The sequence below is a fragment of the Caballeronia sp. SEWSISQ10-4 2 genome (assembly GCF_030464885.1).
In the GTDB taxonomy this organism is placed as follows: Bacteria; Pseudomonadota; Gammaproteobacteria; order Burkholderiales; family Burkholderiaceae; genus Caballeronia.
This window is the reverse complement of the sequence record NZ_JALPRJ010000018.1, coordinates 44,181-66,706: the sequence shown is the minus strand read 5'-3', so window position 1 is coordinate 66,706 and position 22,526 is coordinate 44,181. Positions and strand designations below refer to the sequence as shown.

The 22,526-nt window shown below is 59.3% G+C and carries 24 protein-coding genes; 6 read left to right on the top strand and 18 right to left on the bottom strand.

Translation table 11 applies throughout. The features are described from left to right. Nucleotides 1-4: 4 nt before the first annotated feature. The 15 genes from virB11 to M0D69_RS14460 all read right to left on the bottom strand — a co-directional run bounded on the left by virB11 (nucleotide 5) and on the right by M0D69_RS14460 (nucleotide 12,783). The gene (virB11, locus tag M0D69_RS14530) at nucleotides 5-1,123 is read right to left on the bottom strand and encodes a P-type DNA transfer ATPase VirB11 (protein WP_301782674.1); all 1,119 of its coding nucleotides are present in this window, start codon (nucleotides 1,121-1,123) and stop codon (nucleotides 5-7) included. After that, entirely contained in the window at nucleotides 1,120-2,352 is a 1,233-nt protein-coding gene (gene virB10 / locus M0D69_RS14525; RefSeq protein WP_301782673.1) for a type IV secretion system protein VirB10, read from the bottom strand. Before virB10 ends, virB11 begins: the two co-directional genes overlap by 4 nt. Continuing rightward, entirely contained in the window at nucleotides 2,345-3,166 is an 822-nt protein-coding gene (locus M0D69_RS14520; protein WP_301782672.1) for a TrbG/VirB9 family P-type conjugative transfer protein, read from the bottom strand. The genes virB10 and M0D69_RS14520 overlap by 8 nt, the downstream gene beginning before the upstream one ends. After that, entirely contained in the window at nucleotides 3,163-3,876 is a 714-nt protein-coding gene (locus tag M0D69_RS14515; RefSeq protein ID WP_301782671.1) for a virB8 family protein, read from the bottom strand. Before M0D69_RS14515 ends, M0D69_RS14520 begins: the two co-directional genes overlap by 4 nt. A gap of 197 nt (nucleotides 3,877-4,073) precedes the next feature. After that, nucleotides 4,074-4,733, bottom strand: coding sequence for a P-type DNA transfer protein VirB5 (gene virB5, locus M0D69_RS14510; protein ID WP_301782726.1), 660 nt, complete (start codon nucleotides 4,731-4,733; stop codon nucleotides 4,074-4,076). A 64-nt stretch (nucleotides 4,734-4,797) separates the two neighbouring features. Further along, the gene (locus M0D69_RS14505) at nucleotides 4,798-5,955 is read right to left on the bottom strand and encodes a type IV secretion system protein (protein WP_301782670.1); all 1,158 of its coding nucleotides are present in this window, start codon (nucleotides 5,953-5,955) and stop codon (nucleotides 4,798-4,800) included. Next, nucleotides 5,952-8,444 (bottom strand): VirB4 family type IV secretion/conjugal transfer ATPase, encoded by a 2,493-nt coding sequence (locus tag M0D69_RS14500; protein WP_301782669.1) that lies wholly within the window; start codon nucleotides 8,442-8,444, stop codon nucleotides 5,952-5,954. Before M0D69_RS14500 ends, M0D69_RS14505 begins: the two co-directional genes overlap by 4 nt. Before the next feature lies 1 nt (nucleotide 8,445). Further along, nucleotides 8,446-8,766: a type IV secretion system protein VirB3 gene (locus tag M0D69_RS14495; RefSeq protein WP_301782668.1), complete on the bottom strand. Its 321-nt coding sequence runs from the start codon at nucleotides 8,764-8,766 to the stop codon at nucleotides 8,446-8,448. A 23-nt stretch (nucleotides 8,767-8,789) separates the two neighbouring features. Next, entirely contained in the window at nucleotides 8,790-9,122 is a 333-nt protein-coding gene (locus M0D69_RS14490) for a TrbC/VirB2 family protein (protein ID WP_301782667.1), read from the bottom strand. A gap of 49 nt (nucleotides 9,123-9,171) precedes the next feature. After that, nucleotides 9,172-9,813, bottom strand: coding sequence for a lytic transglycosylase domain-containing protein (locus M0D69_RS14485; protein WP_301782666.1), 642 nt, complete (start codon nucleotides 9,811-9,813; stop codon nucleotides 9,172-9,174). Beyond that, complete coding sequence (locus M0D69_RS14480; RefSeq protein WP_301782665.1) at nucleotides 9,813-10,385, bottom strand: hypothetical protein; 573 nt, start codon at nucleotides 10,383-10,385, stop codon at nucleotides 9,813-9,815. Before M0D69_RS14480 ends, M0D69_RS14485 begins: the two co-directional genes overlap by 1 nt. After that, nucleotides 10,378-11,232: a ParA family protein gene (locus tag M0D69_RS14475; RefSeq protein ID WP_301782664.1), complete on the bottom strand. Its 855-nt coding sequence runs from the start codon at nucleotides 11,230-11,232 to the stop codon at nucleotides 10,378-10,380. The genes M0D69_RS14480 and M0D69_RS14475 overlap by 8 nt, the downstream gene beginning before the upstream one ends. Nucleotides 11,233-11,593: 361 nt before the next feature. Next, nucleotides 11,594-11,881 (bottom strand): hypothetical protein, encoded by a 288-nt coding sequence (locus M0D69_RS14470; protein WP_301782663.1) that lies wholly within the window; start codon nucleotides 11,879-11,881, stop codon nucleotides 11,594-11,596. Next, a complete protein-coding gene (locus M0D69_RS14465; protein ID WP_301782662.1) occupies nucleotides 11,868-12,119 on the bottom strand; it encodes an AlpA family transcriptional regulator in 252 nt (83 codons plus the stop codon). Before M0D69_RS14465 ends, M0D69_RS14470 begins: the two co-directional genes overlap by 14 nt. Before the next feature lie 103 nt (nucleotides 12,120-12,222). Continuing rightward, nucleotides 12,223-12,783 (bottom strand): hypothetical protein, encoded by a 561-nt coding sequence (locus tag M0D69_RS14460; protein WP_301782661.1) that lies wholly within the window; start codon nucleotides 12,781-12,783, stop codon nucleotides 12,223-12,225. A gap of 432 nt (nucleotides 12,784-13,215) precedes the next feature. Here M0D69_RS14460 and mnmH point away from each other — a divergent pair, with 432 nt between their 5' ends. After that, nucleotides 13,216-14,274, top strand: a complete 1,059-nt coding sequence (mnmH, locus tag M0D69_RS14455) for a tRNA 2-selenouridine(34) synthase MnmH (RefSeq protein WP_301782660.1) — start codon at nucleotides 13,216-13,218, stop codon at nucleotides 14,272-14,274. Here the strand turns inward: mnmH and M0D69_RS14450 are convergent. Both M0D69_RS14450 and M0D69_RS14445 read right to left on the bottom strand, forming a co-directional pair. Further along, nucleotides 14,200-15,231, bottom strand: a complete 1,032-nt coding sequence (locus M0D69_RS14450) for a fatty acid desaturase (RefSeq protein ID WP_301782659.1) — start codon at nucleotides 15,229-15,231, stop codon at nucleotides 14,200-14,202. The genes mnmH and M0D69_RS14450 overlap by 75 nt on opposite strands. Then, nucleotides 15,215-15,955, bottom strand: a complete 741-nt coding sequence (locus M0D69_RS14445; protein ID WP_301782658.1) for an autoinducer binding domain-containing protein — start codon at nucleotides 15,953-15,955, stop codon at nucleotides 15,215-15,217. Before M0D69_RS14445 ends, M0D69_RS14450 begins: the two co-directional genes overlap by 17 nt. Nucleotides 15,956-17,594: 1,639 nt before the next feature. Between M0D69_RS14445 and M0D69_RS14440 the strand changes: the two genes are divergently transcribed. From M0D69_RS14440 to M0D69_RS14430, 3 genes are all read left to right on the top strand, one after another. After that, the gene (locus tag M0D69_RS14440) at nucleotides 17,595-17,828 is read left to right on the top strand and encodes a hypothetical protein (RefSeq protein WP_301782657.1); all 234 of its coding nucleotides are present in this window, start codon (nucleotides 17,595-17,597) and stop codon (nucleotides 17,826-17,828) included. 309 nt (nucleotides 17,829-18,137) lie between these two features. Beyond that, complete coding sequence (locus M0D69_RS14435) at nucleotides 18,138-18,812, top strand: integrase arm-type DNA-binding domain-containing protein (protein ID WP_301782656.1); 675 nt, start codon at nucleotides 18,138-18,140, stop codon at nucleotides 18,810-18,812. 65 nt (nucleotides 18,813-18,877) lie between these two features. Continuing rightward, nucleotides 18,878-19,537: a DUF3363 domain-containing protein gene (locus M0D69_RS14430; protein WP_301782655.1), complete on the top strand. Its 660-nt coding sequence runs from the start codon at nucleotides 18,878-18,880 to the stop codon at nucleotides 19,535-19,537. Between the two features lie 126 nt (nucleotides 19,538-19,663). Here M0D69_RS14430 and M0D69_RS14425 read toward each other — a convergent pair whose 3' ends face one another. Next, nucleotides 19,664-20,569 carry a LysR substrate-binding domain-containing protein gene (locus M0D69_RS14425; RefSeq protein WP_301782654.1) on the bottom strand — a complete coding sequence of 302 codons (906 nt, stop codon included), beginning with the start codon at nucleotides 20,567-20,569 and terminating at the stop codon, nucleotides 19,664-19,666. A 155-nt stretch (nucleotides 20,570-20,724) separates the two neighbouring features. Here M0D69_RS14425 and M0D69_RS14420 point away from each other — a divergent pair, with 155 nt between their 5' ends. Together M0D69_RS14420 and M0D69_RS14415 are read left to right on the top strand one after the other, a co-directional pair. Continuing rightward, nucleotides 20,725-21,489 (top strand): ABC transporter permease, encoded by a 765-nt coding sequence (locus M0D69_RS14420; protein WP_301782653.1) that lies wholly within the window; start codon nucleotides 20,725-20,727, stop codon nucleotides 21,487-21,489. Further along, nucleotides 21,486-22,514 (top strand): ABC transporter ATP-binding protein, encoded by a 1,029-nt coding sequence (locus M0D69_RS14415; protein ID WP_301782652.1) that lies wholly within the window; start codon nucleotides 21,486-21,488, stop codon nucleotides 22,512-22,514. Before M0D69_RS14420 ends, M0D69_RS14415 begins: the two co-directional genes overlap by 4 nt. Nucleotides 22,515-22,526 lie beyond the last annotated feature (12 nt).

Genomic DNA, 22,526 nt, shown 5'->3' with positions numbered 1-22,526 from the left:
GCGTTCACTCAAACTCGGTCCGGCACTTGCGTACCGGATCGAACCAGACTTCCGACATGGACCAGCGTTTGCCAGTCTGGACGCCCGCATCGTCGAACACCGGTTGCGCCTCCATATGGGCGACCACGTCAATGGTCAGAAATAACAGGCGCTTGAGCGCCGCATCGTCATACGCGGCCGCCTCTGGATGCTCCTTCGCCATTAGGGCAAAGCGCTCGATCGCCACCGCCGCATTCGATGCGTGATAGCTCGTAATCGAACCGGAGTGCCCTGTGGTCAGTAACTTCAGGAAGTCGTACGCTTCCGCGCCGCGCAGCTCCGCCAGCAGCACGCGATCGGGACGCATGCGCATCGTGCAGGCGATCAGGTCCGCAGGCGTGATGCGAGCCTGCCCGTGACCGCCCTTGCTGTAGATGAGATGGACACAGTTCTCAATGTGGCGGATGAACAGCTCCCGCACATCCTCGATCGTCACGACACGCTCGCTTGCCGGGATATGCTGGCAGAGCGTTTTCATGAAGCTCGTCTTGCCAGAACCCGTGTTGCCGACGATGACGATATTCAGTCGGGCAAGCACCGCAAGCTCAAAGAAGGCCGCGAAGTCGTGCTCATCCAGCCGGCGCACGAGATGCTGGTCCGGTGGTCGCAACACCTTGGTGGCATCGTCGAGACCCGCCGGCCGATGCCACGAAGTGTGGTTAAAGAGTCCCTCAGCACGGTAGATACCGAGCGTCTTCTCCCGCGACGATGGGCGACGAATCGTGACTGACACTGTGCGTGGCGGAACGACCGGGGGCACCACAATCTGGATGCGAGCATCGCCGGGCAGCAGCGCCGAGAGCACCGGATTTTCGGCAGAGACTTCCTGGTTCGTGAGCGTGGCGATGGCCACCGCGAACGACATCAGGCGCTCGAAATCGAGGTCGCGATAGTCGAAGGCGTGCCAGCCAAGATGCGTTTCGGTGAGCACACGCTGCGGCCGGTTGATCACGAGCTCAGTGACGTCTCCATTGTCGAGCAGCGATGCGAACGGGCGCATCAGCTCACGCACGGACGCGTCGTCCGGCAACCTCGCGAGCAGGGTCTCGTCAGCCCAACTGGCAGTCAGCGCAGGCCCATTCATTGGGTGGCCTCCGGCTGCAATGCATAGACGGAGCTGAAATCGAGATCGCGCGCGACAACGATCGTGAACTCAGCACCCTGATTCTGCGTAAGCGTCGGAGGGATGTTGATCGTGCTGTCGAGCACGCGAGCAGCCATGTCGTTGCCGGTCTGCTGCGTGTTCTCGAAGACCGTGGAACTGTTGTTGTTGCCACCGCGCGTCGCTAGGTAGCCGATCGCGTCCTGCGTGATACTCAGCAGGAACGCCGCGCCCACGCGCTCGCCCCAGTGGTTGTTCACATATCCGCCGATGCCCATGCGTCCGAGCGCATCAGCCGCAGGCGAATCGATCTCAACTGTCACGCCGTTCGGTGTCTTGATCCGCGCCGACAGGATGAATACGCGCCTCTGCCCGGGCGATAGATTCGAGCGGTACTGGCTGTTGATCTGCGAGCCGCGTTCGATCAGGACCACCCGTCCATTGTCGGAATAGACGTTTTTCGTCACAGTGCAGGTGGACAGGCCCGCTTCACTGGAGTCGAACGCGGTATCTCCCGCGCAGTCGATCTTGGCACCCTGCGCGAGGATGAGGCTCCGGTTGCCTAGACGACCGGCGCTCACGCGCGGCGTCAGTGTCGGCGTCAGCACCTGCCCCAGTGGGCTGTCGACCTGGCCTCGCTCCGCCGCTAGTGCGCGCCCACCGGCATTGGGCGCCGAGGCCCCAGCGGAAGCCATCGCTCCATCGTCGAGCGGGCCTGTTGAACTGCCCGCAGCACTGGCAACGCCACCCGCCAGGAGCGGAGCGTCGTAATAACTGCGGCCAGACGTAGCGTGCGCGGTGCCGACAGGCGGCCGGCTTGCAACCACTGTTGGCACCGACGGCGAATGCGGGGTTACCGCACTGGCAGCGCTCGTTGCCGACGCAGGTGCGCCAACTAATGCCTCACCACCAAACACGCGCCCCTGCGAGGGCTGATCGAGCGCCGCATCCCGACGCGCCTTAGCGGCCGCGTCATGACGCGCGAGAAACCCGTGCACTGTCCACACCGCGCCAACGGCGACCACGACCACAATTGCGAGCGGTGTCAACCACCATGCCCGCGGACGACCTCGCTGTTGCCCCAGATCGGGCATGCCGCGCTCAGCCACCGGTGGCGTGCGCGCATCGCGAGCATTACGGTTGTCGCCGTCACCTCCATCGCGAGGCGTGCCATCCTGCTCGATTGTGTTGCCAGTGGTATCGTTACTCATGGCCGCTGCTCCGCAGGACGCGTTTCACCCCGCTGACCGTCGTGCCATCTTTCGGCGGCACGCCGTCCATGTCGTACGCGTCGTTCCACAGCCCCACTACTGCATCGCCAAGGCGCAACACAAAACGCTTCGCGACCTCGTGAATGACCACCAGGTCGCCGTCCATGTGCCTGTCAACCACGCTTTCGGTATCGTCTTCCGCGACCTGGAAGATCGCGGGAATTCGCCGGTTATTCGGGATGCGGATATAGGTAAAGCGCCCGTCATCCCATGCTGCGGTCGGCGCAATATCGTCCGAATGCGGCATCACCTGCATCGAATACCGGGCGTTGCGCAGGACTGGCGGCTGCGAAAGGCGCGCCTGTACCAACGCCTGCTCCGCATCGACTTGGGTTTTAGTCCGCATCTCGTCGGGATACGTGAATGTGACGCGGTACATCTCCTCGTCATTGCCAAATCTCACCCTCAGCGGCAGCACGACCAAATCGAAGCTGTAACTGCGCCGGTCGGTACGAATCTCGAGGTTCGAGTCATGCGCCGCGAGCTGCGGCTTCAGATAGACGTCGTGATCACCCTTGCTCGCCACAACCTGCCAGCCGTCCCTATCGCCAGGTGCTACCACGAGAATTTGTTCGTGCGGGTCGAGCGCAATGTGTGTGGCGAACCCACGCTGTGCATCAATGCGCACGACTTCGTCAGGCCGGTACGACACGTGCCGCACGCGCGGGTCACTCGACCAGTCTGGCAGGTCATAGGCGTTCGCAGCCCCGGAACCCAGCACGAGCATCACTGCTACAAGGAGAGTCGGTTTCATCGCACGCCTCCTACAACGGGCGATGACGCAGGCGGCGCGGGTGGTGTGTACTCAGAATCGCGACTGTAGGCGGTCACCTTGAAGCCGAACGGGTTTTCGACAGCCACGTTCTCCCGCGTGAACACAGGCGGCCGGTACATGAAGGCCAGCGTTACGACGAAGCGCTGCGGTGGTTCGGCGTTGTCGACCCCGTTCTTGCGCGTCGTCCGCTCGATATGCACCACCGCGCGCCCGGGTTCATCCGGCGGCAACGTCGTCGAAAGAATGCGGATACCCTTCTCGGTGCCGGGACCGAGCTGCCTGTCAAGCGCATCGGGACCGCCATAGATCTGGCGGTAATCCCGCGCGACTGTGTCGTCGCTCATGTTGAGCACGCGGTCGTAGTCCATCTGCAGCAGCCCCCAGTCGTAGCGCTCGCGCGAGCGTACGTAAACCTCGACCCAGTGCTTGTCCTGGATTTCCTTTGGGTGAACGTGCTTCGCGTCGAGCACGTCGATCATCTGAGCCTCTCCTGTGAGCCGGTCCACCTCGATGGGCAACGGCACCACCCGGTAGAAGGGAACCATCACGGCGAGCGCAGTCGAACAAAGCAAGGCAAGGCCCACGGCCGCGTACGCGATGTGCCACGCACGTCGCTCCGAACGCTCCTGCATGTCGGACAGGGACGCCTCGATGTCGAGCACCCGCCGATAATCGTGGCCAGTTTTCATGGTCCGGCTCCATCAGTCGATGATGCCGCCGGTGATGCATGCGATGCCCCAGATGGAGGGAGAACACGGTTCACCGGAACGCGGTGTGACCCGTCCGGTAGAACCGGTTTTGGTGGATTACCGCTGCATGATGTAATTAGTATTACTAATTCAAAAATCAGTATGATCAAGGAAATGTCTTTCACGGTTGTGCTCCGTCAGTTCCCGAATGTGGCGGGGACCATCTGGTCCTGCAGCCGCGTCGTGTTACCTGCCCGGCTCAACACCAGTTCGCTCTGCTGTTCGGCGATCAGCTTGTCTTCGGTGTCGGCGAGCATTTTGAAAAGCTGCAGCTTCGTCATCTCGTTGCCGACCGTCGTGCTCTCGGATTGAATGCGTGCCTGTAATTCCGCGACGCCCTTCGGGTCCTGCGTCACATCGATCTGCTGCATCAGGCTCTGAATCTGGTTCAGTTCCTGCAACTCCGTCTGATACGCCTGCATCCCGAACGCCTTGTCCTGAAACGGCTTGTTGAGCGCACGCTGGCAGACCTGCTCGTCGACGCCACTCTGGTCCTGGCAGTTGTAGATCTCGCTTGCCGAGCGCAACGCCTGTGCGTTGCCCGTCAGTCCTGAGTAGCCGCCGTTCTGGACCGAGGTGTAGACGCTCATCCAGTTCGACGGCAGCGAGTTGGCAAGAACCGGGGCGCCGAGCAGTTGACCGAACCCTCGGGTGCCGTTCATCGACTGGTAAAGCTGGATTTCCTGCTGCACCTGCTGCTCGAGTCGCGCCACCGTGGCGATCGCCTGTGCGACGTTCTGCGCGTCGAACACCGGAATGCCCTGCGCGTGGACAGATGGCACAACGACCGCGCCCATTGCCACGAGCAGCGCCGCAAAGCCGGAGAGTCTGAAGGGTCTCGTCATGGCGATCACCTGTGATTCACTCGTCCTGCTGCCCGAGGTGTTCCCGGGCAGCCCGCTGATAGGCCGGCATCGACCGGTCCCCGGACGGGCTCCCGCCGGAACCCGCCTGGTTATGGATCGTTCCGCCGGGCCGCGGCCCGCCGCCCCCGCCGGCAAGTGCGCGGCCGAGCGCGCTGGCGAGCCGTCGGGATGTCACGCCGGCGACGAACGCGCCGAAACCGGACAGGGTTGCGCCTCCGGCAAGCCCGGACGCGACGGCCGGCAACTGCCAGGCGATCATCGCCAAAAACACGCCGGTAACGAAGAGGCCGATCGCCGCCACGTCAGCCGCTGATCCCTCCAGCGCATTGGTCACGCCCGACATCAGCGACGCAGCATTCGATGTGGGGGAGGCGCCGGTAACATGCAGTGGCGCGAGATAGGCGGAAAAAGCGGTCAGCGCCATGCCGAGAAAGGCAGCGACCAGCACCTGCAGTAGCGCGTAATTGGCGACCTTTGCAGTCCACGCCTCGAAGAACCGCGCCGTCGGCCCGAATGCGGCGCATGCGATGAAAATCGGGCCAAGCCCGAGGACGAGATCGAGCAGCATCCTCGCCATCACCACCTCGAACGCGAGCACGATTAGGAAGATCACCCCGCCCATCGCCGCGATCAGTCCACACGCGAAATCGGCAATAGCTGCCGCTACCATGCTGAAACCGAGTCCTTCGTGCGCGGCCTTGTCGAAATAGGCGTCCATCACGAGATCGATCTGCTGGTCGTAACAGTCGAGCGTTTGGTAGATGCTGGTGGCGCTCGCGCCGATCACGCTGCTGCCGTTGACCGAGCCACACCCCGGATTGCCGGCGCCAGTCACGGCGGCCGCGTTCTGGATCGTCTGGGCGAGCCCCGCCGTCGCGCCGTTGATCGCCGTGACCACCTGCCCTTGGTACAAGCCGGTACTGAGCGCAAACGCGAGCGTGATGGCGATCTTCAGTGCGCGCCACGTAAAAGCGGGCACGGATTCATGCGCCTCGCCACGCACCACTGCAAGTCCGTAGGTAACGATCCAGATCGTGACGGCGGTGGTCACGACCGGCGTCAGTGCGCTGGAGAGCGCCGCCGACACGTTCGTCACGTAGGTAGCCGTGCCATTTTCCAGGGTCCCGCCGATTGCCGTGAAGAGGCCGCTCATTGCGCACCTCCCCTCACCTGCACCGTCGCCTGCTGCGCCATCACCTGCTGAGCCGCGCGCGTGCCTGCTTCCTTCACCCGGCGTTTCGCAAGCTCCTCGTGGAAGACGGGCAACCAGTCTTCGGGGGCGTCACCCACCCGTGCGCGAATCCTGTCGAGCAGCTCAACGTTGTCCGTCGTTCCCGACAGCACGTCGAGCACGTCACCGAGACCTGCCAGGTCCAGCCGGCCGATCGCCGAGCGGTGCCCCTGCTTGACGAGAAAGAGCCGGCTGTTCTCGCCGAGAGTGCGCACAATGTTGAATTCGGCCTCGGTCAGCTTGAAGCCATGCACGTAATCGTCGTAGTCCGCGCGCGGGTTCGGCAGAAAGAAGAAGGTTGCGGTCTGCTCGATAAGCGCGCGTGCGATACCGCTTCTGAGCACATCGGCTGGCGACTGCGTATCGAAGATGCCAAGTCCGTTCTGCTTGCGAATCGTCTTCTGCTTGTTGTTCGCGAAATCCGTGAAGACGGGATCCCCGAGCCGCTTCCAGAATTCCGTCATCACATAGACGAAGCGCCGCCCGTCAATGAGGCTTTCAGTCAGATGCAGCAAGTACATCGTGACCGGCGTCGACACTTCCGCATCGTCCAGAAGCTCGGTATCGTCGAATCCAAAGAGACGCGCCCGGGTGAAATCGAGCCGGTCGGTGGGATTATCGAGTACCCATCCCAGTCGGCCGCCAGCGCACCACTTGGCAAGCCGCGCGTACAGGCTGTTCTCACCCACGTTCGGAAGCAACTGGCGCACCATCGACAAGCGCCGTAGGGGCCTCGCCATCCGGGCCACTTCCCGCACTGCGCGCGAGACATCCATCTCGTCCTTGGAAGACAGAGGCGAACTGCTGTCGACCAGCTTGCGGACCAGTCGCTCCCAGAAGTCGAGTACGGTTTCGCTCGGCTCGATCTGGAACGGATTTAGCCCCGTCGGTTCACCACGACGGAACACCGTATAAACGCCACCCATCGCGCGGATCGCGATCTCGGTGCCGCGGTCCTTGTCATAGAGCACGGCAGTGACGCCGTACTTCATCGCCATCGCGAGCAGAAACAGTTCGAGCACCGTTTTGCCCGCACCCGCCTGGCCGATGATCTGCGTGTTGGCGAGAGCCTTCTCGTCAGCGGAGTCCTTTTTCTCGGGCGTCGCGTGGAAGTTCAAATAGAGCGGCTGGCCACTCGGCGTCTTGACGATCGTGATCGCCTCGCCCCACGGGTTACCGTCGCGCTTTCCGGTCGCGAAGTTATGCAGGCTCCCAAGTCCGCAGAAATTGCGCGAGGTCAGCTTCGCCTCACGTGGCCGGTAGCCCCAGTTGCCAGGCAGCTGCGCGAACCACGCCGCATCGGACACAAGGTCGATCAGCGCGGTCTGAAATCCAACATCGGCCAGTTGCGTACGTGCCTTCGCAACGTGCTTTGCCACCTCCTCGCCCGCGTCGCCTAGCACCGCGAGCGAATAGTGGTATTCGCCGAGAACGAAGTCGCCGTTGATCAGGTCGTTGAGGGCCTGATCCATCGACGCGACCTGCGACACCGCTACGTCCTCGCCGGCAATCAGTTGGTTGCGCTGCCGCTCGAGCGCTTCCTTGGCGCTCGGTCGATCGAGAATGGCGAAGCTCTGCGTCTCGATGTACTCGAAGTCACCGTAGAGCAGTCCGTTGAGCATCCCCGGCTCCGTCTCCTCCGGGTAGTCCTTCAGATCGATCAGTGCGGCGTAACGAGTGGCCGCCGGCATCCGGATCTCGACCTTCTCCGCGCCGAAAAAAAGACGTGAAGTCGGCAACGCCTCACGGATCCGCCCCGCGGGCACCGGCACCGGCTCCCATACGGCGTTGACGAGGTAACCGAGGAATTCGAGCGACGACGAAAATCTACACGGGCGCCGCGTGTACTGGATCTGCTTCGTATAGACACCGAGCGCCACAGGATCGTAGGGCCTCAAGCTCGATTCGACCTGAGCGGCGAGTTCTGCCATCGCCTTCAGGGCATGATGCTGATCCCGGCGGATATCGTCGAGCGTGCGACGCGCCACCTGACTGAAGATCCTTCCTAGCCTTGTTCGGTTGGGGCGGTAGACGAGCGTCAGGTACAGCTCGTTGGCCATCATCCGGTAGCCCGCGAAGCTCGCGTAATACCGCGTCGCGAGTTCCTGGCAGAATCGGTCGCCGTAGGGTGTAGCGAAGTGATCCGACACGCGCCGGCGCAAGCGGTGCGACCACAGCGCCACGTGACCGCCGGTCAATCCCCGGACGAGCTGGTTGAATCCCTCGTGCCGCACCAGGATATCTGCGGGGTCCGCCGCCTCGAACGCGATGCCCGCGATCCGCCAGATGCGCAGATAATCGCCTTCGCGCGTCTTGATCACGTGATCGGTCAAATGCGTCGAATAGGGAATGAAGTCTGCAAGCGGCACTTCCCGGTACGCCACCGCTGCAAGTTTCGGTTCGGCGCGCATCTCAGGCCCTCCTCTTCAGGCGGACCGGCACGTAAGCGTGTGCGCCCCAGAACCCGCAGTTGCGCTGCCGGAACTTCATCCGCACACGCAACGCGCATTGCGCGAGGCGCTGATCGTCGTGACGCGTCATCGCGCGCATCGTGATGAATACCGGGATGATCAGAAAGAGCAGGGCGACACCGACCGGAGGGCTCGCCAGGAGCGCCCAGATGGCCGGGATCAGCATGCCGCCGCCGATCATCAGGAAAGGTACGAGCGGCACGCCCCACAACATCGCGGGCCTGGTACAGCCCTTGAACACGGGATCTTTTAACGGGTTCATGATTCGCTTCCGTCTCGCCTGGATTACGTTGTCGGAATCAGCATCGCGGCGATGACCGTCGCGCAGCCAACGAAAAGCCCACCGATGAACACGTTCGCGATATCGCCAAACCGTGCGTGCTGAAACATCATCTTGAAACCAGCCCAGATGATCGAGATCGAGCACACGACGCCTCCGATGCCAAGCAACGTTGTCTGGATAGTCGTGAGCAGCGTGTTGACTTGGGAGAGCTGTGCATACGCCGGCGAAGCCAGGAGCAGCAACGGGGTGATGCCGACCATCGATCTAGCAGCAGAAAAACACCGCCTCCATCGCGTGGCACGTTTTTTTAAAAACATTAGTAATACTGATTTCATGAATAACTCCTGTACGTCCATTGACCAATCCCATCGAATCAATCTGTCTCTAGAACACTACTGCGCTGCTATCTGGCTTCTCCTCGTGCCTGCCCTGCTGCGGATCGATCCGGTTTGTCCCGGATTGCTCGACTGTCCGCCGTCGCTGCTGGCTCTGAATGCCATTCGAGTCTCGCGGTACGACTGGGACGGGCGAGACGGTCGGTACGATCGCCGGGACCGTAGGAAGAAGACGTGCAGCGGCGTTGTCAACGACCCGCTGCACATACCCTGTGCGGTAGCCCGTCGAGAAATCTCCACTCGCGTAGCAAGACAGGCTTTTTCTCAACGCCTGCTGGACGTCGGCGTGCGAAGCACGTGCCAGCCGGAAGCATTCCTGCAGGATCGCGGCTCCGGCCGCCAGATTGCGGCAGGGGTCGAATGCGTTCTGCCGGTTCAGTCCGAGTTGCGGCCAGTTCGACCGGTTCACCTGCGCAAGTCCCACGCTGTAGTTCCAGCCGTTGACGTCCAGCGCACGAACCGTAGCGATCGCCTCGTCGAGACTGGTTGGCTGGCGTAACAGTCGGCCTCCCACCACGCCAATCGCATACGGGTTGAATTCGGACTCGGTACGTACGATCGCAGCAAATGTTGAGGATGCGACCTGCGGGGCACACTGCTGCGCGAGCGTTATGAAGTCGATCGCTATCATCAGCCGCCTCCCCCGCCATCGCCACTCTCTTCTCGATCCACGCGTTCGATAAACTCACGCCCGGCCTGCGTCGGGTCATACGGCGCCTGGGTGCTGCCTTGGGTACTGCCCGCGCCAAAGAACTCGGTGATCGTGCGGTCCTTCGCGTTGGCGTCCCACCACACCCGGGTATAGAGTTGGCCGTTGATGTCGACGTTGATGGCACCTCTGGCACTGCAGAGCAACTCGCTCTGCTCGGGACCACCCCAGTAGATCAGGTCCTCGCGGCAATACGCAGCGCTCGCGTAGATGTTCGACGCCGACGTGCCTTGCGAGCTGCCCCCACCGAAATCACAGGTCGGAAACGGATCACCGTGGCGCAGTGCATTCCAAAGCTTTTCGATCGGCGGCACGCATTCGCCGTACTGCTCGGGTCCACTCGGGTTGGACAGGCACAAGATCACTTGGCAGCCCCAGTCGTCGGCATGCGCAAGTCCCGACGCAAACACCGAAGCCGCGAGGTTGATGACAAGAGCGACGGGCCACCTGCCCAGCGAGCACCATGCCTTCGAACGAATGAGTCGATCACGCATGGAACGCCTCCCCGTTGAAGGCTTGCCCATCTGCAAGGCGCGGCTCAACCGAGTCGAGTTGACGCGCGATGACGTCGAAGCAGGCGCGCATTGCGAGCCAGGCCATGCGCGCCGCGTGATCGGTACGCGTAAGGTCCAATACCGATACGCCAACGGCCTGCGCCTTTGCGATCTCCTCCAGGCGCGGCATGTGGAGATATCCATTCGGATTCTTCGGGTCCGGAATCAACCAGACGCTCAGTCGCGCCTGGAGCACACGGGCCTGTATCTGCTGCAACAGTGTCCGTTCCACCATATTCGGCAACAGGCCGATAAAGCGCAGCGACGGGTTCAGTTTGGCGCGTACGTTGCGTACACCGTGGGCCCCGTTAATAAGGTCAGCCGCGCTATCGAATGCCTCCTGTGACAGCAGGATCGGACTAAGCATTGCATCCACTGTCGCTTCAATGCAGACGGTGCGTATATCCGGAAGTGGCGGACAGTCGATCAGGCAGACGTCGGCGAACGGCTCCACGACTCGCAACAGATGCCGCATGTTTGCGTGATAGCGCGCACCGGCGTCAGCTCCCTCTAACGTCAATCCATGGATGGCGCGCGCCGGCAGCACCTGGATGCGTCCTTTCGGAGTATTGGCATGTGACTCCCCTGCGAGCACGACTGCCCGCTCGCCGTCCAGCACGACCGCCTTAGATGCACGCGCGAGTGACACTGTGCTGCACGCGGGATCCGCGAGATCAATCACCAACACTCTCAGTCTTCGCACCAGACAAAAGTAATGGGCGAGCTGACACAACAATGCAGTCCTGCCGGTGCCCCCTTTTTCGGCGGCGATCAGAAGCGTCTTCATAGTCGATTGCTCCATCTTGGTTTGCGCACCGAGGTACCGACACGAAAACTGAGACGTGAAAAAAGAACCTGCGGCGCCGAGGAGGCTGACCGCAGGTTCAATGGGGGATCATTCCAGCGCCAGAAAATGCAAAAGCCTGCGGATGCAGGCTTTTTATTGCGTTCCGGCACACCACGTCGCAGTAACTTCGGTACTTCGGGGCCGCTAACGCGTACTCGGTCGTGCTTCGCACGTTGACCGGAACAGATTGTTGAACTCACTGTAGGACGAATTTTTCTGCTCAGCAAGACCGTATGATCTGAAAAAATGCAACCCGATGTCCAGGTTGTTCCAGCCCGATCCAACGTAGTCCGAAAAAAATTTACGTGGACCTCTCCAGCAACAATCGGGCAAGTGCAGACTTCGCGGCAGCGACCTCCAACTCATATTTTTGCCGCGGCCACCCGGGGATCTTCATACGTCGACAAATGACGCCACGATTGGAGCGCCACACGTACACCATGCGCAGCAGTTCCCGGTGATGTGGCTCAAGGCTTCCCCAGGCTTTCTCGATACGAGCAGCGTCGGCTGCATCACTCCACGCCCGATCCGCACTGGCCCAGTTGCGTAGCCGTTCGTCGAGCCTTAGCATGCCATCAGCCTCGATCATGACCCGGCTCCGGTTCGTCGCTTTTAGTCTGGACAGACGCGCGGTAGCTCCTAGGATCGAGCAGAAAGCGATCGATGTCCCCCGTGCGCCATCCAACCGCCCGCTCGCCCAGCCGGATAGGTGCGGGAAACGTTCCGTCCTTGATGCGCTGATAAATCGTCGAACGGGATAGCCCCACTTCGCGTGCGACTTGTTTGCACCGCAGGATCGCGAGCGCGTGACGTGATATCTCGGCCATGACACACCCTGTCGTCGTTGCCGGCGGACTGCCGGCCTACAGGGGTCATTGAAGCAGTCGGATCAACGGGCGGGCAAACCCGTCTTACCGTCAGGATGTCCCGTCAGGGCCGAGGACGCGCATGATGCCGGTTGTCGGTTTCCTTGATCCAGTCTGGCCGGATTGCTGAGGCGTATGTTTGCCCGCTGCGGGACGCTTCGCCATTGGGTTGAGCTTTGAGGTTCAGCCGCTCATCGATCGCATGTGCGACCGCCGACGATTTGGGCGGGTTGTTCTCGTCATATCCGGACCAGAAAGTATCCATGGCGTCGAACATCACAGAAAGAATCTCAGTGACGTAAGGCAGGTGAACCGTCACCCTGTCGGGACCTTCCGACTGCCCGTCGCTCGCACACCGGCAGGACTTCCAAGTTGGAGCCGTCGCGCGCAAGGACTCAAGCTCTTGCTCCTGCCGCTCTTCGATCGCGTGATGCAGAGCAGCCGTGCGGATGAGTACTTTTCCCATATCGGCCACCTGTCGCTCCTTCTCTCTTAGCCGCTCCGTCAACCGGCGGACATCGTCTTCCGCCTGTTGCGCGCGACGCTGCCACGCGTATAGTGCGCCGGGCGGCGTGACGCCCTCACCAGCGCCCGGCAATTGCCGTTCATTGCTTGAGTGATCCACGATACTTCTCTCATTACGTGCAGCGTTACCCCCTGTCCCGGCTGCCCTCCGCAATATCGCAGATATGATTCCATCGGCCGCCGCCCTAACTGACGGGTTCCCCGGCCCATCTCATCGTGTAATAACGCGCCCAGCGTTTAAACTTCGTCTTGTAGCTTCAAGATCCTGGCCCAGGCTAAGGTCGCGGCCGCGTCGAATACTATTATTGAAAATCTCCATCGCTCGCATTCGCAATTGCCACAAAACCTTTACCTGAAGCCAATCGAGCGCCGATCGTGATGTTCGCTCCGTTTGCACAAAACTTGTGCTCACCTCGAGCCGACAGTTACGGACCATAGTCGATCGACGAAGTTTAGTCCCATGCCCCTTAGTAACGGGATGACTCCATTTGATATGGACTTTGTAGGTAAGTTATGGTACGAGGAATAGCTCATGTACGATTTGGATACCCTAAACAAATTTGACCTGATCATTGACGCGCGAAGCCCGCGTGAATTCGCTGACGATCATTTGCCGGGGGCCATTAACCTTCCGGTCGTCTTTGACGACGAGTATGCGGAGGTCGGGACTACGCACCGCACCGATCCCATGCGGGCGTATCAGATCGGGGTTGCTTACTCGCTGAGGAATATCGCACGGCACCTTGAGCTTCCGTTTTTCCGGACGAGCCGGCGAGCCTCGATTCTGGTTTATTGCGCCCGTGGCGGAAAGCGAAGCAAGCTTTGGACGGACGCCCTGGAAACAATCGGCTACAAGGTCCAGAGACTACCGACTGGCTGGAAGGGCTATCGCACCTGGGTGCGCCAAACCCTTGATGAAATCCCCACGCAATTGCAGCTCAATGTGCTGTCAGGTCCAACCGGTTGCGGAAAAACTCGACTGCTGCTCGCGTTGCGTGAGGCAGGGGCGCAGGTGCTTGACCTGGAGGCGCTTGCGTCACACCGCGGCTCAATCATTGGAGCGATCCCGGGACGGGCACAACCTAGTCAAAAATTATTCGACAGCCTGCTGCTTGCTGAGATAAGTCTTCTCGATCTGTCAAAGCAGGTGTGGATTGAAAGTGAGAGTAAGCGAATCGGTCGCGTCCAGTTGCCGACCGCGCTGTTCGGCAGAATGCATGGCGGACGCCTCTACGCCGTCGATACCCCGATGCCCGAAAGAGTTGCGATGTGGCACCGCGAGTATCCTCACTTCGAGAGAGACCCTGCAGGTCTGGTCGCGCAGCTCGGCTATCTAAGAGCACTCGTAGGCGGAGTGACGCTGCAAAAGTGGGCGTCGCTGGCCGAGCGCCGCGAGATTGACGCGCTCTTCGAGAGCATCATGGTTGACTACTACGACCCAGCGTACGTTCGCTCGACGAAGAAAAATTATTCGCATACCGGGCATGCCATCCCGATCGAGCTGAAAACGCTTGACTCAGCCTATCTCGCCAACATCGCTGGATGCCTGATTTCTGACAGCGGAGCAGTGCCGCCGCTGTCGCTTGAGTAAGACGTTTGCCCTCCGGTCCATCGTTGAAAACCAAAGGGGTGGCAAAAGCGTCAACCATAGCATTTGAAAATAGCCTCCGGGCAAGATGGCTCGCTTCGCGGCAAGACCCTGATATGGCATCAGCCCGTCTTGATGATGAGCGCTGTGGAATCCGTTGTTCACCAGAAGGCAGTTCGACAACCAGAAGTCGACGTCCCAGGATGTAATGGCGGTACGAGAAACGTCTGAGACGAACCCGTAGTGCTGCATATAGCCAACGGCTTCGACAATAGACACGCTGACAACAGCGTACCCGACGTAGAAAAGTGCAACCCTCCATCGGAGCGACGCGGCGAGACCCAATAGCAATATCCCGACAAGCGTGTTCAGAAAAAGACTAAACGGAACCCTGTCATCAGGGTGACAGCGCCGCGTAAACGACGATTTAATCGCCACTGCATACGAGTGCCCGATATGGCGCCAAACCGACGTTCCCAATGATGCTGTGGAGCCGAACTGCGGATTCCCGAGGTTTTGATGGTGCAATCGGTGCGCGATCCGATAATGTGGATAGCCGGCAACGACGAATGCAAGGTCACTGAACAACTGCCATTTTCTGCCCGGTCGGTGCGTTAATTCATGCAGGTGCGCCATCGCGGTAGCGCTCAACACGCCGCACCCGACAGCAAGTCCAATCAACAACGACCACGACGCGTTTGCGGCGCGGCAGACACCGATTGCGACTGCACAGGCCCACGCAAGAGCAAACCAGCAGGGAACCTGATCTTCAGCCGTTTTCTCGATGGCTTGCCCCGACACCGGAGCGCCCCGCCCTATCGCCGCATCGAACACCGGGACAACAAACAGGACTACGGCCACGAATACCCAAGGGTGTCCAACAAAGAACGAGACGCATGCGCCCGTCGGCAAAGCAAGCGACAGCCAGAACGCTCTGCCCGAGTTACGCCAGAAGGTCATTCACTTCCGCGAACTTAACCGCTTCCGAAATGTGCGAAACGCCGAGCTTATCCTTGATTCTCTTGTAATTCCCATAGACCGTCTGGACCGAGACGTCCATCTCACGAGCAATGTCTTCCGCAGTAAATCCATCTTTAACGTAGCCCACCACGCGAAGATCCTTTTCGGTAATGGCGTGCGCCGCAAGCACTTCGCGCTTGGTCATTCTGGTAGACCAATCCAGCAATTCCTGCGCAAGCGCCCTGAAATATAATCGCTGCGCCGTGAGCCTTTTTTCCCCCACCGCTTCGCTATCGTCGGATCCGATGTATAGAACTCCCATGCGTTCTGTATCGCTGGTATGGACCGGCACGACGATCCCGCTTCTGAAGCCATTATTACAGGCCGCCGTGAGCATATCGCGCTGGCCTTGCGTTTTGGTGACGATCCCCGATCCTGTGATCGGTTCAGTGTTACTTCGCGCATATTCCAAGAATGGATCAGTCATGTACCACTTATTCGCGTTATACATCTGGCACCATTCAGGGCGGCACCCGATAAGAAAACGATGGGTGGCACGGTTGGCGGTCGTATCGCCGGGATGGAGCGAAACAAACACATACGACTCTCCACCGAGTGCGATAACAAGTGACCTAACGCATTCTGCCAATTCAGAGTCGTCCTCGGCGGCCATCAGCTTTTCGAAAAGGCCGCTTACTTCCGGATACGTTTGTTGAGTAGTCATTTGTCCACCCTCCAATGCGCTCGCCCAGCTATTCCCCCACGTGATTTTCCAAAAGGTGACGCCGTACTTCGTAATACAGTGCCGCGAGCTCTTTCGAATAGGGGTCAGCAATCGCGAATCGATGCAAGTCGCCCAAAGCAGTTATCGGAAGGACCTGAACAAATGCCGCTTGATCCCTTTCAATAACCCGTCGTTCAAGAGAGAAGCCATGCGTCGTTCGGAAAAGTCTTAACACAACATGCTCTCTGCCAACATTAAGGCCGCGCTCAAAAATAAGACTCTTCGTCATCGCCGACTCCCCTTCGATAGTTGCGATGACCACATGAGGAGCAGGCGACCGTCTCCGGATCGATTTGCGAGACACTAGTGATGAAGTCTTCGGATCCGCAAGCGTCACATTCGACAATCAAACCATTAAACTGTGTGTGGCAGTACTGACAAGTGAGCCGGTGAGTTTCTCCCGCACCAAGCACTTCCCAACCATCGTCCAAGGGGACGCTGCATTTGGGGCAAACAAGCCCCAGTTCGGAAATTACGTTTGTCATGATTCGATAGCCTCCTGAAAGACAATCGCTTTACGACGATAAACGTTAGATGATTAGATTAGCATCGTACTCGTCGGTCTGCTCGAAGGTGATCGGCAGGTTAACCAATCCATGTCGATTCATGAGTCGCTCCCCAAATTCGTCGGTCGGGCATGCTGTAATTTACGCATGCCCGACTAAACCTTTTTGGTGCAAGCCATACATCGGCTCGCGACGCATGGGTTAAACGGCAACTCCTCGATACGCAACAAATTAATTTGGGGCACCTTCACCGGCGTAGAAAATCTGTTGAGCAAAAAAATAATTACTTTGCGATAACCGATAGGAAATCCGCAAAACACAGTGTCACGATGGGCGTGTCAGTAAGCGAGATAGATGCAGTCTTGAGTTCGAATGTCAGCCGCTCGCGTTCGCACTTCGTGCAACGAAGTCTTCACGGAGCGATGAATGCGCGGATTCTCCCGGTCGCGATATCCGACACGGCGCGTGCGATTTATTCAAAGTGCATCCTCGATCACCGAACAATGGTCGCCAACCCACATGGGCGAGGCGAAATTATCCTTGACGGGCCCAAACCGTCCAACTAACCTTTATCTGTCGCTGAAACAACAGCGACCCGGGTTTGACAGCCTGGAAACGTGGGCGGACAGCCGCCATCGAGCGGTTTTTTTACGTCCGTAGCCTTCGCACGCCCATCTTCAATGGGCGGGCCTTGGCAGGGAGACCTTCGGGTCTGCCGGTGCCTACGTTCCGGTCTGTCAACCCTGTCTCGTGCTCGCCCACCCCGTTTGACAGCGGCCGGCGAGCTCCTAACCTAACGTAGGAGTCGCATCATGAGCCACCCGTCTCTTGCCAGTCATGAGCAACATCTATCCCCAAAGCAACGATTGCCTCTGTGTGCGCAGACTAACTCCATCGCGGCATTCCCGTGGCCAGGACATACGCCACTAAGCGTTATTGGTTCTCCCGGTCTCCGCAGGAATCCGATCGCCGGTCTCGGGAATCCTGATGACACCAATTCCCGCAGCGAACTGTTCGTCACATCTTCGCCGTCCACATCGCCCACACACTGTAACCCCGCGCGGAGATGAGTCATGGCTGAGTCCACGAATCTTGCTGCTCGCGCGGCTAGCGATCTGACATCCGCGCATCAAGGTCTGCTTCGAGCAAATTTGCTCTTCGGATTAATTCAGTACGCGATCACGTCAGGGAACGTTAATGAGTTCCGAGCCCACTCATTGGCCGAGATCGGAACCGAACTCACTCGCACCTACGGCGAGCGCGCCCAAGCCGAAGCAAAGTACTTCACGGAAGTGAACCATGGCTAGATCGGCCTAGTTCGAACAGCTTCCTCGCCGTCCGACAACGTCCTCCGCCGTCCGCTCATCTTGCGTATACCATTACGTATACTAAAAGTTCGTCATATCATTTTTTATTTTATATTCAACGCGTTAATAAAGTATTTCGGGTCTTCTCTTGGCACCAAACAGTAGTCTCAGTAGATCCAAAGAAGTCCGGAAAACCCAGCAAAGCTTTTAGCCTGCTGGGTTTTTTGTCTTTTAGCGTCCGATACGTTCCCTGTTGATCCGATTACAAATGAGTACATTGAAAGTTCGAGTTAGGAAAATGTACTCATCATGTTCCTCACTGCGCGCCAAGCCCAAGCAGCCAAACCTCGCCCGAAGGCCTACGGGATTCCCGACGGCGGTGGCCTGACCCTGTGGATCGCTCCAGACGATCATAGGTATTGGCACTTCCGTTACAGAATGGGCGGGAAACAACCGCGCATCTCGCTCGGCACTTATCCCGCCGTTTCGCTACAGCAAGCTCGGGAGCGAGCGGCAGAATGCCGAGCCTTGGTCGCAAATGGCATCGATCCCCGCAAAAAGCGGCGAGACGAGAAACATCGCGACGCACTGGTCCAAATCAACACGTTCAAGGCCGCCGCCGAATACTGGTACAAGCATAAGGCTGAGGCGGGGCGCGCTGCCGCAACGCTCGCCAAGATTCGCACCTATCTGGACAAGGACATTCTTCCTGAGCTGGGTGACAAGCCGTTACAGCACATCACGCATGCGGACTGCGCCAGGCTGCAGGAACGCATCGAAAAACGCGATGCGCACAACGTCGCGAAAAAGACCCGGGGCTGGCTGAAACAAATCTTCAGCCAGGCCATCGCGCGGGGATTATGCGAAAACAATCCTGCGTCGGAGCTGCGCGCCATTGCAGCAGCGGGGCCGGCGGTCAAGCACCACCCTCACCTGTGGAGATCGTCTCGTCGTGCCGGTAGCGGTCGCCGTAGTTCGGAATGAACGCTTGGTTGGCCCCGGTATAGGTGCGGAATTCCCGTGCTGCCTTCTCCAACTGAAGCTGGCCAATGCCCGCGACCCGCAGTCCACCGTCGCTGTCCACGTGCGCCGACTCGAAGCGCTGCGCCGGTATCGAAGAATGCATCGCTGATGGCGTCTGGAAGGTGCCGCCTGACCTGCTGCAGAAGGTACAAAACCACGATGCGCTGAAGGCTACCAGCTTGGTGATTGAGCTGCGCTCGCAGTTGCCCATCGAGCAGCAGGTGCGCGCCATCGGCGTCACCTGGCTGGACCAACAGCTGGTGGGCGATGGCGGCGGCTTGGCAGCCCAAGGCTTCGGCGCCAAGGTGAGTGACGACATGCCCAGCCGCGTGGACTCCCTCGCCGAGCGGCGCGGCCAGCGCATGGTCCTTGCCCGCAACCTGCTGGCCACCCTGCGCGATAAAGATCTGGCGGCGGCCGGCAAAGCCCTTCAGAACCAGACCGGGCAAACCTACCGCCCCGCGCAGGACGGGTACGAGGCCAGCGGCGTTTACGGCCGCAGCATCCAGCTCACCAGCGGCCCCTTCGCCATGCTCGATGACGGCATGGGCTTTTCAGCCTCGTGCCTCGGCGCCGGTGGTCGAGCACAGTCTGGGGCAGCACGTGTCGGCCGTCATGCACGGCCAGTCGGTGACATGGCACTTGTGCCAGCATCGCAGGATTCGCAATTGACTGCGGCTACCTAGACGAGGATTGGCGCGGCAATCTGCCCCGTGGCCGCCCGTGCCAGCACAGAATTTGAAACGGGGACTCATGAAACTATCCTGTAGCCTAGCTCCCGTGAGTCCTCTGAACTGCTGACCGGCAATAGCTCACAGAGGACCTCTGCTCTGCATCTGCCCCTGAGCAAGAATCCAGGACCGGAACGCTGCGAAAGCTGGACGATCCAAACGTGCGTTGTCGAAGCACAGGTAGTGCCCGTGTTCAAGTTCTAACGGTTGTCCCAGCGTCAAGAGAACGCGCTGGGTCAGCTCTTCCTCAACAAGAATTTTCGGGACTAACGCCAAGCCCAGACCGCTGATCGCCGCTTGGATGATGGCTGAGTACTGGACGAATCGAGGTCCGGCTAGGGTCAGTGCTTCGTCGATCGAATGATCCTGCGCCCAATGGCGCCATGCAAGAGGTGCTTGGTCGTGGTGCAGCAATGTTTCTCCGGCTACATCGGCAGCGCTTCGCAACAATCGTCCTTTGGGGGCGATCAAGGGCGAGTACACGCAGACAAATTCTTTTCCGGCAATGTAGTCAGACCTGACCCTGGGCCAATCGCCAGCTCCGTATCGGATCGCCGCGTCCATATCTGCTGAAGGCGAATCTGTCTCTGCGAGATGTTGGCTGAAGCTGAACGTGACACCAGCGTGAAGCCGCCGGAAATCAATAAGCCTTGGAATGAGCCATTTGGTAAGGAAGGTTGGGACACACGCTAAGGATATGAGTCCAGCCCCGGTACGACCTGCGCGAAACTCGAAAGTGGCCGCCTCCAACGTACGTAGACTAGGGGAAACCCTTGCCAAATACTCAAGTCCCGCAGTAGTCAGCTGAACTCCCCGTCCGTACTTTTGCAGCAATGGCCGACCCAGATAGCTCTCCAATGCAGAAATTTGTTTACTCACTGCGCTCACGGAAATGCACAGTGACATGGCAGCTCGTGTGAGGCTCTCGTGGCGTGCCACAGCGTCGAACGCAAGAAGTTCTTGGATGGTGGGACAGGTTCGCTTCATGCCATCGTATCCGTCTAGATTGTTTCCATTTTCTCAAGTGTTCCATCCCATTATTCACTAGTCACGTTGCACTGCGGGCCTTACATTTGATGAAAATATGATTCAGCGGCCGCGGAGCTGCTGTACAAAGGGCTCAGCCCGATGGAGACAACACCGTGATTCGTGGCATTACCGTGGCGTACGGTATCTATCTTGTCCTACCGATCCTGCTGCTCGTCGTTGGTAGCGGGGGATCCTCGTGGACCAACACTATTCTTCCAACCGGACTCACCGGGCATTGGTACGCAGACCTTTGGCAAGACTCGTCTTTCCGCAAGGCATTCACGACAAGCTTGATTGTTGCCTTATCGACATGCCTCATCAATACGATTTTGGCGGTCCCCCTCGCATACAGTCTGTATAGCGGCGCTGGTCGCCGAGGAAGCTTGGCCGCGAAGATCGTAAGCGCGATGCCTGTAGCTGTGCCCACGATCACGTTGGGCTTTGGCTACATCATTGTTTTCAACACCGATGCCATGCCATGGCTTGGCACACTTTGGCTGCTCATCGCCGCGCATGCAGTCCACACGCTTCCTTACCTGACCAACACGCTTCTCGCGGACCTGCGGCACCTTGATCTCGGGCGTTTTGAACGTGCAGCAGCCACCCTGGGGGCGCGGCCTACCCAATCCTTCTTCGGCGTCGTCGTGCCAAACCTGCGGCAGAGTCTAATGAGTGGATTGGTCATGGTCGCGGCGATCTCCGTCGGCGAATTCGGACTCTCCAACCTCCTTACCAGCTTCCAGAACCGCACCTATCCCGTTGTCTTGCTACAAGCGTTCTATGGCGCGACGGGATTTGCCTGTGCAGCAACCGTGATCTTGCTTCTGCTGGCCAGCGCATCCGCCCTGGTGTCTTCCACCATCATGAGAAGAGCATGAGTCTTGTACTAAACAACGTCAGCTATCGCTACCCCGGAACAAATCAGGGACTTTCTAATGTCACCATCGACATCCGGACGGGCGAACTGGTCGCAGTGATTGGTCCGAGCGGATCGGGTAAGTCGACCCTCCTAAAACTCGTCTCCGGTCTGGAAAGCGGGAACGAAGGCTCCATCCTGCTTGATGGCGACGACCTATCCAAAAAGCCAGTTCACCTGCGGAATGTTGGCATGGTGTTCCAAAGCTACTCGCTCTTTCCGCACCTGAACGTTGCGGAGAACGTGGCGTATGGGTTAAAGCTGAGGAAGGTCTCTAAAGACGAGCGGATGCAGAGAGCGCAAGAACTGCTGGAGCTCGTTAGTCTGGGGGAATTTTCAACAAAATCGGTATCGAAGCTATCTGGTGGCCAACAGCAACGAGTGGCTCTAGCCCGAGCCCTTGCGATCAACCCTAAAGCGCTGCTGCTCGATGAGCCGCTGGCGGCTCTCGACGCCGGAATTCGAGGGTTCCTTCGGGATCAGATTCGAACACTGCAAAAGCGATTCAATGCGACCACGCTTATGGTGACTCATGACCAGGAGGAAGCGTTGACGATGGCCGATCGCGTTGCAGTGATGAAGGACGGCCGGCTGTTGCAACTGGCCACTCCCCACGAGATTTATCAAAGGCCCGCGACCAGCGCGGTGGCGGAATTTGTAGGCCTTTCAACCATATTTGCAGGCACCGTAGTGGACAAGCAGACCGTCGATCTGGGGTTTGCGAAGGTCAATACGCCAACGGAGGGCCGGACGACTGGCGACTCGGTCTTCATGATGATCCGTCCGGAGCATGTCGTCGGTGATCCAGCGACCGGTGCACCCAACACGTTCCATGGAAAGGTGGGAACGCAGCGCTATCTAGGCTCGGTCGTTCGATACGATTTTCTAATCGAGGGCGCTTCAAAAGCCGTACTGGCAGAAGCCCATACGGTTGCCGCGAACTCGATTTCGTTCCCGCCCGAGCACATCAGGTTGCTTGATCACTAAGCGCTCACTCAT